Origin of the sequence: Cupriavidus sp. YR651, assembly GCF_900101625.1 — a bacterium.
Taxonomy (GTDB): domain Bacteria; phylum Pseudomonadota; class Gammaproteobacteria; order Burkholderiales; family Burkholderiaceae; genus Cupriavidus.
Genome location: NZ_FMYZ01000001.1, coordinates 1,324,161 through 1,339,584 on the forward strand (window position 1 = coordinate 1,324,161; position 15,424 = coordinate 1,339,584).

Genomic DNA, 15,424 nt, shown 5'->3' on the forward strand with positions numbered 1-15,424 from the left:
CGGCGTCAAAGCACCACGTTGACCAGGCGGCCGGGGACGACCACGATCCTCTTCGGCGCGGCGCCCGCGGCATACTTTGCCACGGTCTCGCTGGCAGCCGCCATCGCCTCGATGGCGGCGCGGTCGGCGTCGGCCGGCACCGTCAGGCTGCCGCGGACCTTGCCGTTGACCTGCAGCACCAGATCGATCTCGCTGCGCACCAATGCGGACTCGTCGACCTGCGGCCAGGCCGCGTCCAGGATGTCACCTGCCTCGGCGGCATAGCCGAGTTCCTGCCACAGGGCGTGAGCGATGTGCGGCACCACCGGGTACAGCACGCGCAGCAGGACACCCAAACCCTCGCGGCGGGCAGCCGGCGATGCACCCTTGGCATCTTCCAGCGCATTCAGCATCTTCATCGTGGCAGACACCACGGTGTTGTACTGGATCCGCTGGTAGTCGTAGTTGGCCTGCTTCAGCACGCCGTAAAGCTCGCGACGCAGCGACGCATCGTCAGCCGTCGTCGACGTGCCGGCACCGTCACGGACTGCCTGTGCATTGGCGAAAGCATAGTTCCACACGCGACGCAGGAAGCGCGAAGCGCCCTCCACGCCCGAACCGCTCCACTCGAGCTGCTGCTCCGGCGGGGCGGCGAACATCACGAACAGGCGCGCGGTATCCGCACCGTACTGGTCGATCAGCGCTTGCGGGTCGATGCCGTTGTTCTTGGACTTCGACATCTTTTCCACGCCGCCGATCACCACGGGCTGGCCATCGGCCTTGAGCGTGGCGCCCAGCGGACGACCGCGGTCGTCGGTCCGCAGGTCGACGTCAGCCGGGTTGTACCACGTCTTCTTGCCGGCACTGTCTTCGCGATAGAACGTCTCATTGAGCACCATGCCCTGCGTCAGCAGGTTGGTGAATGGCTCGTCGAATTTCACCAGGCCCAGGTCACGCATGACCTTGGTCCAGAAACGCGCATACAAGAGGTGCAGGATCGCGTGCTCGATGCCGCCGATGTACTGGTCCATCGGCATCCAGTAGTCGTTGCGGGCATCCACCATCGTGGTCGCGTCCGGGCACGTGTAGCGCATGTAGTACCAGCACGAGTCGATGAACGTGTCCATCGTGTCCGTCTCGCGGCGCGCCGGCTTGCCGCACGAAGGGCAAGTGCACTCCAGGAAGCGCGGGTCCTTGGCCAGCGGGTTGCCGGTGCCGTCCGGCACCAGGTCCTCGGGCAGCACCACGGGCAGGTCCTTTTCCGGGACCGGCACCACGCCGCAGGCGTCGCAGTGGATCAGCGGGATCGGCGTGCCCCAGTAGCGCTGACGCGAGATACCCCAGTCGCGCAGGCGCCAGGTGACCTTCTTCTCGCCCAGGCCCTTGGCGGCGAGGTCGGCGGCGATGGCATCCACGGCCGCCTGATAGCCCAGGCCGTCATACTTGCCGCTGTGGGTGCACTTGCCGGCTTCCTTGTCGCCGTACCACTCTTGCCAGGCGTCGGTCGAAAAGGCCTGGCCCTTGACGTCGATGACCTGCCGGATCGGCAGATCGTATTTGCGCGCGAACGCGAAGTCGCGTTCGTCATGTGCCGGCACGCCCATTACCGCGCCGTCGCCGTAGGTCATCAGCACGTAGTTGCCGACCCACACTTCCACTTCCTCGCCGGTCAGCGGATGCGTGACCTTGAGGCCGGTCGGCATGCCCTTCTTCTCCATGGTCGCCATGTCGGCTTCCATGACCGAACCGTGCTTGCATTCGTCGATGAACGCAGCCAGCGCCGGGTTGCTGGCCGCCGCATGCGTGGCCAGCGGGTGCTCGGCGGCCACGGCGCAGAACGTCACACCCATGATGGTGTCGGCACGCGTGGTGAACACGTAGAGCTTGCCGTCGTTGATCAGCTTGCCTTCGACATCCTGGATCTGGTGCGGGAAGGCGAAGCGCACGCCCACGCTCTTGCCGATCCAGTTCTGTTGCATCACCTTGACGCGCTCCGGCCAGCCCAGGCCGTCCAGGTCGCCCAGCAGTTCCTCTGCGTACTCGGTGATGCGCAGGTAGTACATCGGGATTTCGCGCTTTTCCACGATGGCGCCCGAACGCCAGCCGCGGCCGTCGATCACCTGCTCGTTGGCCAGCACCGTCTGGTCCACCGGATCCCAGTTCACGGTGCCGGTCTTGCGGTAGGCGATACCCTTTTCCAGCATCTTCAGGAACAACCACTGGTTCCAGCGATAGTAGTCCGGGCTGCAGGTAGCGACTTCACGCGACCAGTCGATCGCCAGGCCCATCGACTGCATCTGCTTCTTCATGTAAGCGATGTTGTCGTAGGTCCAGGCGGCCGGGGCCACGCCGTTGTTGAGCGCGGCGTTTTCCGCCGGCATGCCGAAGGCGTCCCAGCCCATCGGCATCAGCACGTTGTGCCCGTTCATGCGCAGGTAGCGCGCCATCACGTCGTTGATCGTGTAGTTGCGCACGTGCCCCATGTGGAGCTTGCCCGACGGATACGGCAGCATCGAGCAGGCGTAGAACTTGGACTTTTCCTTGCCGTCGGGCCCGGCAGCGTGCTCGGCCACCTTGTAGGCATCGGTGGCCTGCCAGTGCTGCTGGGCGGCTTGTTCAACGGCGGAAGGAAGATATTTGTCTTGCATGGTCGGGACGACGGTCTGGACAACGGTCCGCGCGGTACTGGCGCGCCGCGTGGCCGGGGGATCGGATTTGCGAAAGAGCCGATTATAACCGTGGCGGACACCCGCCACGGGCGGCGAAAAGTCTGAAAACAGCCCGCGTGCCGGGCTGTTCCATCGTGTGAATCAGGCTTACTTCAGGCCCAGCACGTCCTGCATGTCGAACAGGCCGCTTGGCTTGTCGGCCAGGTAGCGTGCGGCGCGCAACGCGCCTTCGGCGTAGGACTGGCGGCTCGACGATTTGTGGCTGATCTCGATGCGCTCGCCCGCGCCGGCAAACATCACGGTGTGGTCACCGACGATGTCGCCGCCACGGACCGTGGCAAAGCCGATGGAGCTGGGATCGCGCGGGCCCGTGTGGCCTTCGCGCGCATAGACGGCGCACTCGTCCAGGTTGCGGCCAATCGCGTCGGCGATAACCTCGCCCATTTTCAGGGCGGTGCCGGACGGCGCATCGACCTTGTGGCGGTGGTGGGCCTCGATGATTTCGATGTCGTAGCCGGTGGAAAGCAGCTTTGCCGCCACTTCCAGCAACTTGAACGTGGCGTTCACACCAACGCTCATGTTGGCGGCGAAGACCACGCCGATCGACTTGGCGGCATCGGCCAGCGCCTGCTTTCCTGCGGCATCGAAGCCCGTCGTGCCGACCACCATCTTCACGCCCAGCCGCTTTGCCACGGCCAGGTGGGCCAGCGTGCCCTCGGGGCGGGTGAAGTCGATCAGGCAATCGGCACCGGCCAGGGCGGCTTCCACGTCCGACGTGATCTTCACGCCGGTGGTGCGCCCCAGAAAGAGGCCGGCGTCCTGGCCCAGCGCCGCCGCGCCCGGCACGTCCAGTGCCCCGGACAGCGAGACGCCGTCGGTGTCGAGAACGTATTCGATCAGCATGCGGCCCATGCGGCCGGATGCGCCTGCGATGGCGATATTCATGATGGTATGTGCGGTATCGGGTGTTTGGCCGCCGCCGGCGTGGGCGGCGCTGGGCGTCTTGGCGCGACCCCGGTGCGGGGTCGCAGGATGTCAGCTGGCAGGTTTGCCGGACGCGTCCGGCGCGGGGCTCGCGGCGGGCTGCGGCGCGGTGGTCGCCGGCGCGGCCGATTCCGCGGCCGGCGGCGTGGTCGTGGCCTCGTTCGGCGCTGCCGTCGCGGCAGCCTCGGTCGTGGCCGGCGGCGTCGCGGCGGCGGTGCTGGAATTCGTCACGGGCTTGCCGGACGTCTGATTGCGCTGGGCAGCCTTGAAGCCATCGATTTCGGCGATCAGCTCGTACTCGGACGGCAGCTCATCGCCGCCAAACTTGACCAGCTTGTCATCCTCGAAAAATACGGTGTAGCGGCGCTGCTGCACCACGGGCTTGCTGCCCCGGCGGAAGGAAAACACGTAGTCCCAGCGGTTGGCGTGGAAGACATCGGTCAGCAGCGGCGTGCCGAGCAGGAATCGGACCTGATCGCGCGTCATGCCTTCACGCAGCTGCGACACGGCTTCACGCGACACAAAATTGCCCTGTACGATGTTGATCCGGTACGGCGTGATGGCATCGGCCAGCTTGCGCGAGGTGTTGTCGTAGGTCGAGCAGGCACCCGCCAACAGGGAGGCCGCCAGCAGGGAAAACACCAGCGACGGGCGCATGGCGGACGAACGGAATGAACGCATGTATCTCGCTTCCAGACGGGAATGGATGAGTGCCGGATCCGGCGCGCGCCCGCGGGGCGGCTGGGGCCAGCACGGCCAGGCGCATCACGGGCAACGCCACGCAAGCAGCGCCGGGGCGCCATGGCACCGGGGCGACTTTTGTCGCCAAAACCCTTATGATTCAACTATCCAGACATTGTACTCTAGGGAGTCACGCCCATGCCGAGTCCGGCGGACCTCAAAAATATCGGCCTCAAGGCGACTGTCCCCCGCCTGAAGATCCTCGAGATCTTCCAGACCAGCGAACAGCGCCACTTGAGCGCCGAAGACGTGTACCGCATCCTGCTCAACGAGCATATGGATATCGGTCTCGCCACGGTCTATCGCGTTTTGACCCAATTCGAACAAGCGGGACTGCTGTCGCGCAACAACTTCGAATCGGGCAAGGCGATTTTCGAATTGAACGAAGGCAAGCACCACGACCACCTGGTGTGCCTCGATTGCGGTCGCGTTGAGGAATTCTTCGATTCCGAAATCGAGCACCGCCAGCAAAGCATTGCGCGCGAGCGTGGTTTTGCGCTGCAGGAACATGCGTTGTCGCTATATGGCAACTGCACCAAGAACGAGTGTCCCCACAAACCCAAACGATAAGCCGCGAGCGGGCCTTTGGCCCGGCGAGCGCGCAATAAAAAACCGGCGCCTGGTGCGCCGGTTTTTTATTGCTGGGTGATGCCGTTATTCCTGCTGCAGATCCTGTTCGGCCACCACGCGCAGATTGCGTGGCGACGTGGCGGGCAGGCCAACAAATTCGCCCACCACCTGACGGAACAGGCCACGCGCCCAGACCAGCATCGGATGCGTGTTGCGGCTGCGGTGCCAGAACATGTTCAGGCCCAGCATCGTGTTCAGTTCAGCCGGCAGCGGATATGCCTTCAGCCCGTAGGTTTCGCATGCCATGTCCTTGGTCAGCGCATTGACCGTGAAAATCATGTCGGTCTGCGCCGCCAGCTCTGCCTGAGCCCGCCACGAGTGCACCGTCAGGGTGGCATTGCGCTTGAGGCCGCGCTGCTGCAGTGCGTAGTCCAGCGGAATCAGCGACGGCGCCGGACGGCCCGAGCCGCCCGAATGGGCCATGAAGATGTGGCTGCAGTCGAGGTATTGTTCGAGCGTGCAATCGCCCTTCAATACCGGATGATTCTTACGCGCGCATACCCACAGGCTCAGCGACGTCACCATCTCCTCGACGATTTCCGGATGTCGGGTCGGGAACGGCGAGAATGCCACGTCAAGCTCGTTCGCACGCATCGAAGCCACATCGGATTCCCACGAATGCGATTCGACCAGCCGGATATGAAGATCCGGTGCCAGTTGCTTGATGCGGAGAATATAGCGGTTGAAGACCGTATCGCCCAGTTCGGCGGCAAAGCCGATGTTCAGCGTACCGGTGGCGACGGCGGGATCGAAATTGTCCGCATCGCCTTCATTGATGGACGACCAGAGGTCGAGCATGTCCCGGATCTTTGGGCCCAGCTCGAGTGCCCGGGGCGTGGGCGTCAGCCCATGGGGCACGCGGATGAAAAGGGGATCGTCAAAGATTTCACGCAGGCGACCGAGCGAATGGGAGACGGCGGGCGCCGTCATGTGCATCTTCTCTGCCACATATGTGGCGTTTCGCTTGCTCAGCAGCTCGGTGAAAATCACCAGCAGCTTGGTATCCACGTTCACCATGATCAGGCCCGGTTTGTTATTTCCTGCGCTTCGATGGCCCCACCACTTTCACTGGCTGCACATCAGATATCAACAGATTCTTCCGAGTGTAAGAGAAAAAAACTACCTCGAAAAGCAAATTCATCATTTCTCGCACTATGAAATCATGGAAAGTGCGTCATTTTGGCAATATGACGCCAGATAATGTCAAAAATCGGGCGCTTGGAGGATTGACGCGCGGCGTATAGTGAATTGGATGAGCGGATTCGCCGACCGCCGAGCGCTTCAAACTCCCGTTGCCGGACACCCCATGTCTTCCTACCGTCTTCCCGTCGATCTCGCCAAAGCCTACCGCCTGCTCAACCACGGACCCACCGTACTGGTCAGTGCCTCGCATGGCGGCCAACGCAATATTATGGCCGCGGCGTGGGCCATGCCCCTGGACTTCTCCCCGCCCAAGGTGGCCGTGGTGCTGGACAAGGCCACCTGGACCCGCCAGTTGCTGGAAGCCAGCGGCGAATTCGCGCTGCAGGTGCCCACAGTCAGCCAGGTCGACGTAACCCAGGCGCTGGGTTCCAGCTCCGGGCTCACGCTGACCGAACAACAGGGCATCGACAAGTTCGCAGCCTATGGCCTGACAGCGTTTGCCGGCAGTGTCGTGGGCGCCCCACTGCTGGATGGTTGCGCTGCGTGGCTCGAATGTCGCCTGTTGCCGGAGCCGAGCATCCAGAACAGCTACGACCTCTTTCTTGGCGAGGTGGTGGCCGCCCAGGCCGACTGCCGCGTCTTCAGCGATGGGCGCTGGCACTTTGCCGGCCACGATGCGCTGCGGACCATCCATCATGTCGCCGGTGGCCATTTCCTGGCTGATGGCGACGCCGTCGATGCGCGGCCGCTGAAGCCGGCCAGCCCATGACCCGACGGAACGTAAATCGAATTCGCCAATAAAAAAACGCGCCCGAGGGCGCGTTTTTCGTCAGCCAGCGAAGGCTTACTTGGCCACCACGCGTGCCATTTCCAGGCACTTGTTCGAGTAGCCCCACTCGTTGTCGTACCAGCTCACGACCTTGATGAAGGTGCCGTCCAGCGCGATGCCGGCTTCGGCGTCGAAGATCGAGGTGCGAGCGTCGCCACGGAAGTCCGTCGCCACAACCTTGTCTTCGGTATAGCCCAGCACGCCCTTCAGCGCGCCCTGGCTCTGGGCCTTCATTTCGGCGCAGATTTCCTCGTACTTGGCCGGGTTTTCCAGCTCGACGGTCAGGTCGACCACGGACACGTCCGAGGTCGGCACGCGGAACGACATGCCGGTCAGCTTCTTGTTCAGCTGGGGAATCACCACGCCAACGGCCTTGGCGGCGCCAGTCGACGACGGGATGATGTTTTCCAGGATGCCGCGGCCGCCGCGCCAGTCCTTGTTCGACGGGCCGTCAACGGTCTTCTGCGTAGCGGTGGCAGCGTGCACGGTCGTCATCAGGCCGCGCTTGATGCCCCACTTGTCGTTCAGCACCTTGGCCACCGGGGCCAGGCAGTTCGTCGTGCAGCTGGCGTTCGAGATGATCGCCTCGCCCTTGTACGAGTCGTGGTTCACGCCGTACACGAACATCGGGGTGTCGTCCTTCGACGGGGCCGACATGATCACCTTCTTGGCGCCCGCGTCGATGTGCTTCTGCGCGCCTTCCTTGGTCAGGAAGATGCCGGTCGATTCGATGACCACATCGGCGCCGACCTCGCCCCACTTCAGTTCGGCCGGGTCCTTCACGGCGGTCAGGCGGATCTTCTTGCCATTCACGACCAGCGTGTTGCCGTCGACCGCCACTTCGCCGTCAAAGCGGCCATGGACCGAGTCGTACTTCAGCATGTAGGCCAGGTAATCCGGCTCCAGCAGGTCGTTGATGGCGACGACTTCAACGTCCTTGAAGTTCGCGACGGCGGCGCGGAACACCATGCGCCCGATGCGGCCGAAGCCGTTGATGCCGATCTTGATGGTCATGTTTATCTCCTAGAGTGCGATCGATGAAGCCGATGGCCGGCGCCGGCTGCCGGCGCGTCGCACCGGCTGCCGCGCGGGCGGGAATTACTGGGCGAGCGTGGCGCGCACCGTATCTGCAACGTTTTCCACGGTGAAGCCGAAGTGCTTGAACAGCACGCCGGCTGGCGCCGATTCGCCGAAGGTGTCGATGCCGACAACCGCCTGGACCTGGTACTTCCACCAGAAATCGGTGATACCCGCTTCCACCGCGATGCGCGGCACGCCGGCCGGCAGCACGCTGGCCTTGTATGCGGCGTCCTGCTTGTCGAACACGGTGGTGGCCGGAACGGATACCACGCGCACGTGCACGCCGTCGGCGGCCAGTGCGTCGGCGGCACCCACGGCCAGGCCGACTTCCGAGCCCGTGGCGATGATCACGGCGTCCGGACGCTTGGTGCGCGGGTTGTTGCCTGCGCGCAGCACGTAGCCGCCACGCGCGATATTGGCGCGCGTCACGTCGTCACGGCGCTGGAACGGCAGGTTCTGGCGGCTGAAGATCAGGCAGCTCGGACCATTCTCGCGGCGGATCGCTTCGGCCCAGGCCACAGCGGTCTCGGTGGTGTCGGCGGTGCGCCAGACGTCCATGTTCGGGATCAGGCGCAGGCTGGCCACGTGTTCGATCGACTGGTGGGTCGGGCCGTCTTCGCCCAGGCCGATGGAGTCGTGCGTGAACACGAACAGCGTGCGGATCTTCATCAGCGCGGCCATGCGCAGCGCATTGCGGCTGTAGTCCGAGAACGTCAGGAACGTGCCGCCGTAGGGGATGAACCCGCCGTGCAGCGTGATGCCGTTCATGATGGCGCTCATGCCGAACTCGCGCACACCGTAGTTGATGTGGTTGCCCCAGGCGTCCGCGCGCACGGCCTTGCTGCCGGACCAGTTGGTCAGGTTCGAGCCGGTCAGGTCGGCCGAGCCGCCCAGGAACTCCGGCAGGACCGGGCCGAAGGCTTCGATCGTGTTCTGGCTGGCCTTGCGGGTGGCGATGGTTTCGGCCTTTTCCTCGCACTTGGCGATGAAGGCATCCACGGCGGCGTCGAACGAGCCGGGCAGCTCGCCGCGCATGCGGCGCGTGAACTCGCCTGCTTCATACGGGTGGACTTCGGCGTAGGCGTCGAACAGTGCGTTCCAGGCCTTTTCAAGGGCGTGGCCGGTGGCCTTGGCGTCCCAGGCCGCGTAGGCGTCTTGCGGCAGTTCGAACGGGGCGTGGGCCCAGCCCAGTGCCTCGCGCGTGGCCAGTACTTCGGCACCGCCCAGCGGGGCGCCGTGCACATCGTGGCCGCCCTCCTTGTTCGGTGCGCCCTTGCCGATGATCGTGCGGCAGCAGATCAGCGTCGGCTTGTCGCTGGCCTTGGCCTGTGCGATGGCGTTGTCGACGGCTACCACGTCATGGCCATCCACGCCGCGGATCACGTTCCAGCCATAGGCCTCGAAGCGCTTCGGCGTGTCGTCGGCAAACCAGTGCACCACGTCGCCATCGATGGAGATGCCGTTGTCATCCCACAGCGCGATCAGCTTGTTCAGCTTGAGCGTGCCGGCCAGCGAGCAGGCTTCGTGGCTGATGCCTTCCATCAGGCAGCCATCGCCCAGGAAAACGTAGGTATGGTGGTTGACGATATCGAAACCCGGGCGGTTGAATTCCTCGCCCAGAAGACGTTCGGCCAGCGCCATGCCGACCGCGTTGGTGATGCCCTGGCCCAGCGGGCCGGTGGTGGTTTCCACGCCCGGCGTGATGCCATATTCGGGATGGCCAGCGGTCTTGCTGTGGAGCTGCCGGAAGTTCTTGAGTTCGCCGATCGGCAGGTCGTAGCCGCTCAGATGCAGCAACGAATAGATCAGCATCGAGCCGTGGCCGTTGGACAGCACGAAGCGGTCGCGGTCCGCCCAGTGCGGATTGGTCGGGTTATGCTTCAGATGCCGGCCCCACAGCGCCACGGCGATATCCGCCATACCCATCGGCGCGCCGGGGTGACCGGAATTGGCTTGCTGGACGGCGTCCATGGCAAGCACGCGAATGGCGTCGGCCATCAGCTTGGCGGGTTGGGAAGCGTAAGGGCTTGTGGCGGGATGGGCGAGGGCAGACATGCGGCGAGAACCTGACGGCGGGAAAACCGCAATTTTAGCAGAAGCAGCCGGCAAATCCGGGCGCTCGGACACGGTCCGAAGGGGTCATCAAACCTGGACCGAGTGGCTGGCGCCCGGCGTCGGCACCACTTTGGGCGAAATTTCCGTGCTGGCGGCCGTCCGTACGCCTTATCAGCAAGTCGAAATCGGCGAAAATCCACATTTTGGACGCATCTTCCGGCTCGATGGGCGCGTGATGAGCACGGAAGGCGACGCCTGGATCCAGCACGAGCTGATGGTTCATCCGATGGCGGCCGTACATGGAGCGCCGCGGACCGCGCTGGTGGTTGGCGGTGGCGACGGCGGGTCCGCCTTCGAACTGCTGCGGCTGCCGACCATTCGCGAGGTCGTGATCGCCGAACTTGACGGCGAAGTGGTCGCGCTGGCGCGCAAATGGCTGCCCGGCATCCACCAGGGCGTCTTCGACAAACCCGGCGATCCACGCCTGCACGTGGTCATTGGCGACGGGCTCGGGCTGATGGAAGCGTTCGCCCGCGCCGGACGGCACTTCGACCTGATTGTCTTCGACCTGACCGAAGCCGACGACGGCAGTCCGGCCGCCGCCCTCTTCTCCCTGCACGGCCTGCAAACGGCACGCCAATGCCTGGCACCAGGCGGAGCGATGTCGGTTCACCTGGGTCCGCCGCTGCACCGGCCCGATACCTCCCGATTGCTGCTGGCCCAACTCCGTCAGGTCTTCGCGCACGTGGCGCCGCTAACGGCATTCATACCGGCGTACGGCGCGCTGTGGGGCATCGCGCTGGCCAGCGACACGCTCGATATCGCCGGTCACCCTGCCAGCCAGATCGCGACGCGGCTGCGCCAATGGAAGCTGGACGACGCCCTGCGCTGCTACCACGCCGACCTCCACCCGGCGCTGTTCACGCATCCCCGCCACCTGCAGACGATCTTCGACAGCACCGACCGTCCCGCGTAACATGCACATGCGTCCCGCGCCCCGTGGCAGCCCGACTATCCTCAGGCGCACGGGATTTCGTGCCATCCGGAGATCATCATGTCCAGACCGCCCAAGACGCCATGGCTCACCCCTTACCTGACGGTCGCCAGCGGTCGCGCCGCATTGGATTTCTATCATCGCGCGTTTGGCTTCACGGCCGGGCATGTCCTCGATGAGAACGGCGTCCCGACGCACGCCGAGATGCATTACCAAGGCGAACTCGTCGTCATGTTCGCGCCCGAGGGCGCGTGGGGCAGCACGGCCCGCACGCCGCGCTCGCTCGGCGTGGAGGCCTCGCAGACGTTCTACGTCTATTGCGGCGACGTCGACGCCATGTATGCGCAGGCCATTGCCGCCGGTGCCATCAGCCTGATGCCGCCGGCGGACCAGTTCTGGGGCGACCGATACTGCATGGTCCAGGACCCGGATGGTTATCGCTGGGGCTTCGGCAAACCCGTTGACCCGGACAAGATTCAGACTCCCTGATGCCTCCTCGTTTCTTTGTTGAATCGGCGCTGACCGCCGATGCAGTATTTGATTTGCCCGATGCGGTCGTGCGCCACGTTCAGGTGCTGCGCCTGTCTCCCGGCGACGCCATCACCTTGTTCGACGGCCGCGGCGGCAGCCATGCCGCCACGCTGATGGAGATCGGCAAGCGTCACGCCGTGGCGCAGGTTGGTGCCCGTGACGCCAGCGAGGCCGAGTTGCCCTTCTCCGTCACCCTGGCGCAAGGCCTGGCCGGTGGCGACAAGATGGACTGGCTGATCGAAAAAGCCGTCGAACTGGGCGTCACGGCGATCCAGCCATTGCAGGCGGCGCGCTCGGTGGTACGCCTGTCCGGCGAACGCGCCACCAAGCGCCACGCGCACTGGCAGGCGCTGGTGGAAGCCGCGTGCGAGCAATGTGGCCGGAACCGCTTGCCGGCCGTGGCACCGGTGGCTACCTTGGAAGGGTGGCTGGCCAGCGCGCCGGCAACGGGTGCGCGTCTACTGCTCTCTCCGCGCGCCACGGCATCGTTGCCTGAGCTGGCGGCAGCCCGGCACGACCACTGGATGGCCGATGGCGTGACCTTGCTGATCGGCCCCGAAGGCGGACTGGCGCCGGACGAGGAAGATCTCGCTGTGCGCGCTGGTTTTACCGCCGTGTCACTCGGACCGCGTATTCTGAGAACAGAAACCGCCGGGCTGGCATGCCTGGCGACGCTGAACGCCATCCTTGGCGGGTTCTGACCGGAAAGGAGTCGATCATGGGTATTCTCGATAGCGTACTGGGTGGCGTACTCGGCCAGCTTGGCGGGCAGCAGCCAGGGGGCCAGCAAAGCGGCGGCCTCAATCCCAAACTGATGATGGCGCTTGGCCTGCTGGCCATGATGGCGATGAAGCACAAGAGCATGGGTGCGGATGGCAGTGTCGCGGAGGTAGACGCTAGCGATCCGAACGCCGGGGCCTCTGGCGGCCTGGGTGGGCTGGGTGGCTTGGGAGGGCTAGGCGGCATGCTCGGCGGGATGCTTGGTGGCGGCAGCGCCCCGGCGCCGGGTGGCCTGGACCTCGGCTCCCTCCTCGGTGGCCTGCTGGGTGGACAGGGTGAAGCCGGCGGCAGCGCGCAGGCGATGGGAGCCGCCGCAGGCGGTATCGGCGCACTGCGTAGCGTGCTGTCCCAGGCTGGCCTTGGCGAACAGGTGGATTCCTGGATCGGCGCCGGCGCCAACCAACCGGTGAGCCCGTCCGACCTGTCGAGCGCACTGGGTGGCAGCGGCGCACTGCAGTCCCTGGCGGAAACGACCGGGATGTCCCAGGATGACGTCGCGGCCAGCCTCAGCGAGGGGCTGCCCGAACTGATCGACCGGCTCACACCGAACGGACAGCTCCCGTCGGCCTAGTCAGATCCGGCGCCGGAAAACAAAAATGCCCGCTTGTCGTAAGCGGGCATTTTCATTGGGGCGGGAACGGCCAGATCAGGCGAACGAGTAGAACACCCGGAACTGCACCTTGCGCTCGGCCCAGAACTCGGCGGCGTCGCGGAAGACGTCCAGCAGCACCTCGCGGGCTTCCTTGTCGAACTTCTGCGCAATCGGCAGGCCTTCCAGCACGATCACGAAGCCCGGCTGCGGGCCGGCCTTGTGGATCATGTCCGTCAGGCAATCTGACAGGGCATCGAAATTCTTGCCGAAATGCTTCGGGAAGGTGAATTCCGTAGCGATTCTTTCCAGGATCTCCGCCTTGCTCGCGCAATCCGCGCAGTTGGCATAGAGGAAATGCTGGTTCAGGGCCGCGGCTGCCTGGGCCAGTTCCGGCACCCGAAACGCGCGAATCGACTGGACGATGTTCGGACGCACCGTCTTGAACAGGTTCATGGCTCCCTCGTTGGTGCCGTCGTCAGCCCAGGTCACCATGGCGGGCGCGCATGCGGGCGGAAGTTTGTGCGTCAGCTCCTGGCGGGGCATCATCAGCACATTGTCATAAAGGTTCTGGGCCTGAAGCTGGGCCCTTTGCCAGCCATCTCCGGCGCCGCGCTCTTCGCGGGCGGCAAGGGCGTCGCCCAATCCGAAAATGTCAGTCATCATTTGGTTATCCGTTTGAAACTGTTGTAGTGGTCTTCCGTGTAATAGCAGTCGTTGGCGGCGCGTTGATCACCACCGCAAACGATCCGCTTGGCTCCCCGATTCCGGCTTTTGCTGTTTTTAACGGTGTATTCGCGGTAATACCCGCGGGGCTGCTGCGGCAGGATGCGTTCGTAGTTGCCGAACCGGGAACCATCCTTGTCATACGGGAACGGTCCGCCGGACTCGATGCGCTCCAGCGTTTGCCGCGCCTCGTTGGGCAACTGCTGTGCGGAGATGGTTCCCTCCGCACCCGGCATGTCCTGCTGCGATTGCCTTGCCAGGGCACCTTGCGGCGCCAGCGTCAGCGCCATCGACAGTGCCGCGCCCGCCAACACGTGGCCCAGGCTTCGTGCCAGGCTCAGAGACTGCCAAAGTGACTGCCGCTGCGACTGGCTCGGGGAAATCCGGGAACCCACGTTATCGAAAATTGGTTGGAGGGGTCATTCCGGCCCCGTCGAAACCCCACGCGGGTACCGGCGCGCCCAAGGCGAGCGCCTGCATTCAAAGGCGTAAGGTTACGCGCATGTCCACCATTAATCAATCCCCGGCCAGCGGTGCGCCAGAATTTCCCAATTGTTTCAATATGTTATTGGAATGTGTGCGCATACTAACAGCGTGGATGCGGACAAGAAAAAAGCCGGGCGAACCCGGCTTTACGGCACTTTCCAGAAGAACCTGAATCAGCGCTTGGCCGCCGCGTCCACCACGACCAGCGAGGTCATGTTGACGATGCGGCGCACCGTCGCCGAGGGCGTCAGGATGTGCACCGGTGCCTTGGCGCCCAGCAGGATCGGGCCGATGGCCACGTTGTTGCCGGCCGCCGCCTTCAGCAGGTTGTACGAAATGTTGGCCGAGTCGATGTTCGGGCACACCAGCAGGTTGGCTTCACCCTTGAGCGTGCCATCCGGCACCAGCGCGTCGCGCACGTTCTGATCAAGCGCGCTGTCGCCGTGCATTTCGCCATCGACCTCGAGATCCGGTGCACGGTCGCGCAGGATGGCCAGCGTCTTGCGCATCTTGATCGAGGACGGCGAGTCGGACGAACCGAAGTTCGAGTGCGACAGCAGGGCCACCTTCGGTTCGATGCCGAAGCGCTTGAGTTCCTCAGCGGCCATGATCGTGATTTCGGCCAGTTCTTCCGCGGTCGGATCGATGTTGACGTGCGTATCCACCAGGAAAATCTGGCGACCCGGCAATACCAGGCCGTTCATCGCGGCGTAGACGTCATTGGTGCCGCCCAGCACCTGGTCGATGTAGCGCAGGTGCGCGGTCGTGGTGCTGACCGTGCCGCAAATCATGCCATCGGCTTCGCCCTTCTTGAGCAGCATGGCGCCGATCAGCGTGGTGCGCCGACGCATTTCCAGCTTGGCGTACTGCGGCGTGATGCCTTCGCGCGCCATCAGGCGGTAATACGATTCCGAATATTCCCGGAAGCGCTCGTCGTGTTCCGGATTGACCACGGTGAAGTCCACGCCCATGCGCAGGCGCAGGCCGAAGCGCTCGATGCGGTGCGTCAGCACGGCCGGGCGGCCGATCAGGATCGGGTTGGCCAGCTTTTCATCGACGATGACCTGCACGGCGCGCAGCACGCGCTCTTCCTCGCCCTCGGCAAAGACGATGCGCTTCTTCTCCATCTCCACCTTGCGCGCGGCCGCGTAGATCGGCTTCATCAGCGTGCCCGAGTGGTAGACGAACTGCTGCAGTTGCAGACGGTA

General features: G+C 64.4%; 15 protein-coding genes. 6 read left to right on the forward strand and 9 right to left on the reverse strand.

Annotated features, from left to right (window positions below):
• Positions 1–5 precede the first annotated feature (5 nt).
• The 3 genes from leuS to BLR29_RS06005 form a co-directional block, all read right to left on the reverse strand.
• On the reverse strand, positions 6–2,627 hold the full coding sequence (gene leuS / locus BLR29_RS05995; protein WP_092135313.1) for a leucine--tRNA ligase: 2,622 nt from the start codon (positions 2,625–2,627) through the stop codon (positions 6–8).
• A 168-nt stretch (positions 2,628–2,795) separates the two neighbouring features.
• Positions 2,796–3,593 carry a 4-hydroxy-tetrahydrodipicolinate reductase gene (gene dapB / locus BLR29_RS06000; protein WP_092135314.1) on the reverse strand — a complete coding sequence of 266 codons (798 nt, stop codon included), beginning with the start codon at positions 3,591–3,593 and terminating at the stop codon, positions 2,796–2,798.
• Between the two features lie 90 nt (positions 3,594–3,683).
• Positions 3,684–4,313, reverse strand: coding sequence for an outer membrane protein assembly factor BamE (locus BLR29_RS06005; protein ID WP_092135316.1), 630 nt, complete (start codon positions 4,311–4,313; stop codon positions 3,684–3,686).
• A 198-nt stretch (positions 4,314–4,511) separates the two neighbouring features.
• Between BLR29_RS06005 and fur the strand changes: the two genes are divergently transcribed.
• The gene (fur, locus tag BLR29_RS06010) at positions 4,512–4,943 is read left to right on the forward strand and encodes a ferric iron uptake transcriptional regulator (protein ID WP_092135317.1); all 432 of its coding nucleotides are present in this window, start codon (positions 4,512–4,514) and stop codon (positions 4,941–4,943) included.
• Positions 4,944–5,027: 84 nt separating this feature from the next.
• Here fur and BLR29_RS06015 read toward each other — a convergent pair whose 3' ends face one another.
• On the reverse strand, positions 5,028–6,020 hold the full coding sequence (locus BLR29_RS06015; RefSeq protein WP_092135319.1) for a LysR family transcriptional regulator: 993 nt from the start codon (positions 6,018–6,020) through the stop codon (positions 5,028–5,030).
• Positions 6,021–6,309: 289 nt separating this feature from the next.
• Here BLR29_RS06015 and BLR29_RS06020 point away from each other — a divergent pair, with 289 nt between their 5' ends.
• Positions 6,310–6,915 (forward strand): flavin reductase family protein, encoded by a 606-nt coding sequence (locus tag BLR29_RS06020; RefSeq protein ID WP_092135320.1) that lies wholly within the window; start codon positions 6,310–6,312, stop codon positions 6,913–6,915.
• Positions 6,916–6,990: 75 nt separating this feature from the next.
• On the opposite strand, the gene gap is transcribed toward BLR29_RS06020, so the two are convergent.
• Both gap and tkt read right to left on the reverse strand, forming a co-directional pair.
• Entirely contained in the window at positions 6,991–7,989 is a 999-nt protein-coding gene (gene gap, locus BLR29_RS06025; protein WP_092135322.1) for a type I glyceraldehyde-3-phosphate dehydrogenase, read from the reverse strand.
• 84 nt (positions 7,990–8,073) lie between these two features.
• On the reverse strand, positions 8,074–10,110 hold the full coding sequence (gene tkt / locus BLR29_RS06030) for a transketolase (protein WP_176860875.1): 2,037 nt from the start codon (positions 10,108–10,110) through the stop codon (positions 8,074–8,076).
• Here tkt and BLR29_RS06035 point away from each other — a divergent pair.
• The 4 genes from BLR29_RS06035 (at position 10,109) to BLR29_RS06050 (ending at position 12,986) form a co-directional block, all read left to right on the forward strand.
• Entirely contained in the window at positions 10,109–11,086 is a 978-nt protein-coding gene (locus BLR29_RS06035) for a spermine/spermidine synthase domain-containing protein (protein WP_092135325.1), read from the forward strand. The two genes, tkt and BLR29_RS06035, sit on opposite strands and share 2 nt — an antisense overlap.
• A 78-nt stretch (positions 11,087–11,164) precedes the next feature.
• Positions 11,165–11,593, forward strand: a complete 429-nt coding sequence (locus BLR29_RS06040; protein ID WP_092135327.1) for a VOC family protein — start codon at positions 11,165–11,167, stop codon at positions 11,591–11,593.
• Positions 11,593–12,336, forward strand: a complete 744-nt coding sequence (locus BLR29_RS06045; RefSeq protein ID WP_092135328.1) for a 16S rRNA (uracil(1498)-N(3))-methyltransferase — start codon at positions 11,593–11,595, stop codon at positions 12,334–12,336. The genes BLR29_RS06040 and BLR29_RS06045 overlap by 1 nt, the downstream gene beginning before the upstream one ends.
• 17 nt (positions 12,337–12,353) lie before the next feature.
• The gene (locus tag BLR29_RS06050) at positions 12,354–12,986 is read left to right on the forward strand and encodes a YidB family protein (RefSeq protein ID WP_092135330.1); all 633 of its coding nucleotides are present in this window, start codon (positions 12,354–12,356) and stop codon (positions 12,984–12,986) included.
• A gap of 75 nt (positions 12,987–13,061) precedes the next feature.
• Here BLR29_RS06050 and BLR29_RS06055 read toward each other — a convergent pair whose 3' ends face one another.
• From BLR29_RS06055 to BLR29_RS06065, 3 genes are all read right to left on the reverse strand, one after another.
• Positions 13,062–13,670: a barstar family protein gene (locus tag BLR29_RS06055; protein ID WP_092135331.1), complete on the reverse strand. Its 609-nt coding sequence runs from the start codon at positions 13,668–13,670 to the stop codon at positions 13,062–13,064.
• Complete coding sequence (locus tag BLR29_RS06060) at positions 13,667–14,020, reverse strand: guanyl-specific ribonuclease (protein ID WP_092135333.1); 354 nt, start codon at positions 14,018–14,020, stop codon at positions 13,667–13,669. Before BLR29_RS06060 ends, BLR29_RS06055 begins: the two co-directional genes overlap by 4 nt.
• Positions 14,021–14,389: 369 nt before the next feature.
• A partial coding sequence (locus tag BLR29_RS06065; RefSeq protein ID WP_255371095.1) for a phosphate acyltransferase occupies positions 14,390–15,424 on the reverse strand: 1,035 nt, incomplete at its 5' end.

What these genes read in the sequence shown, in the direction of transcription:
- leuS (WP_092135313.1), bottom strand. Translation starts at nt 2,627, where the DNA reads ATGCAAGACAAATATCTTCCTTCCGCCGTTGAACAAGCCGCCCAGCAG.
- dapB (WP_092135314.1), bottom strand. Translation starts at nt 3,593, where the DNA reads ATGAATATCGCCATCGCAGGCGCATCCGGCCGCATGGGCCGCATGCTG.
- BLR29_RS06005 (WP_092135316.1), bottom strand. Translation starts at nt 4,313, where the DNA reads ATGCGTTCATTCCGTTCGTCCGCCATGCGCCCGTCGCTGGTGTTTTCC.
- fur (WP_092135317.1), top strand. Translation starts at nt 4,512, where the DNA reads ATGCCGAGTCCGGCGGACCTCAAAAATATCGGCCTCAAGGCGACTGTC.
- BLR29_RS06015 (WP_092135319.1), bottom strand. Translation starts at nt 6,020, where the DNA reads ATGGTGAACGTGGATACCAAGCTGCTGGTGATTTTCACCGAGCTGCTG.
- BLR29_RS06020 (WP_092135320.1), top strand. Translation starts at nt 6,310, where the DNA reads ATGTCTTCCTACCGTCTTCCCGTCGATCTCGCCAAAGCCTACCGCCTG.
- gap (WP_092135322.1), bottom strand. Translation starts at nt 7,989, where the DNA reads ATGACCATCAAGATCGGCATCAACGGCTTCGGCCGCATCGGGCGCATG.
- BLR29_RS06035 (WP_092135325.1), top strand. Translation starts at nt 10,109, where the DNA reads ATGCGGCGAGAACCTGACGGCGGGAAAACCGCAATTTTAGCAGAAGCA.
- tkt (WP_176860875.1), bottom strand. Translation starts at nt 10,110, where the DNA reads ATGTCTGCCCTCGCCCATCCCGCCACAAGCCCTTACGCTTCCCAACCC.
- BLR29_RS06040 (WP_092135327.1), top strand. Translation starts at nt 11,165, where the DNA reads ATGTCCAGACCGCCCAAGACGCCATGGCTCACCCCTTACCTGACGGTC.
- BLR29_RS06045 (WP_092135328.1), top strand. Translation starts at nt 11,593, where the DNA reads ATGCCTCCTCGTTTCTTTGTTGAATCGGCGCTGACCGCCGATGCAGTA.
- BLR29_RS06050 (WP_092135330.1), top strand. Translation starts at nt 12,354, where the DNA reads ATGGGTATTCTCGATAGCGTACTGGGTGGCGTACTCGGCCAGCTTGGC.
- BLR29_RS06055 (WP_092135331.1), bottom strand. Translation starts at nt 13,670, where the DNA reads ATGATGACTGACATTTTCGGATTGGGCGACGCCCTTGCCGCCCGCGAA.
- BLR29_RS06060 (WP_092135333.1), bottom strand. Translation starts at nt 14,020, where the DNA reads ATGGCGCTGACGCTGGCGCCGCAAGGTGCCCTGGCAAGGCAATCGCAG.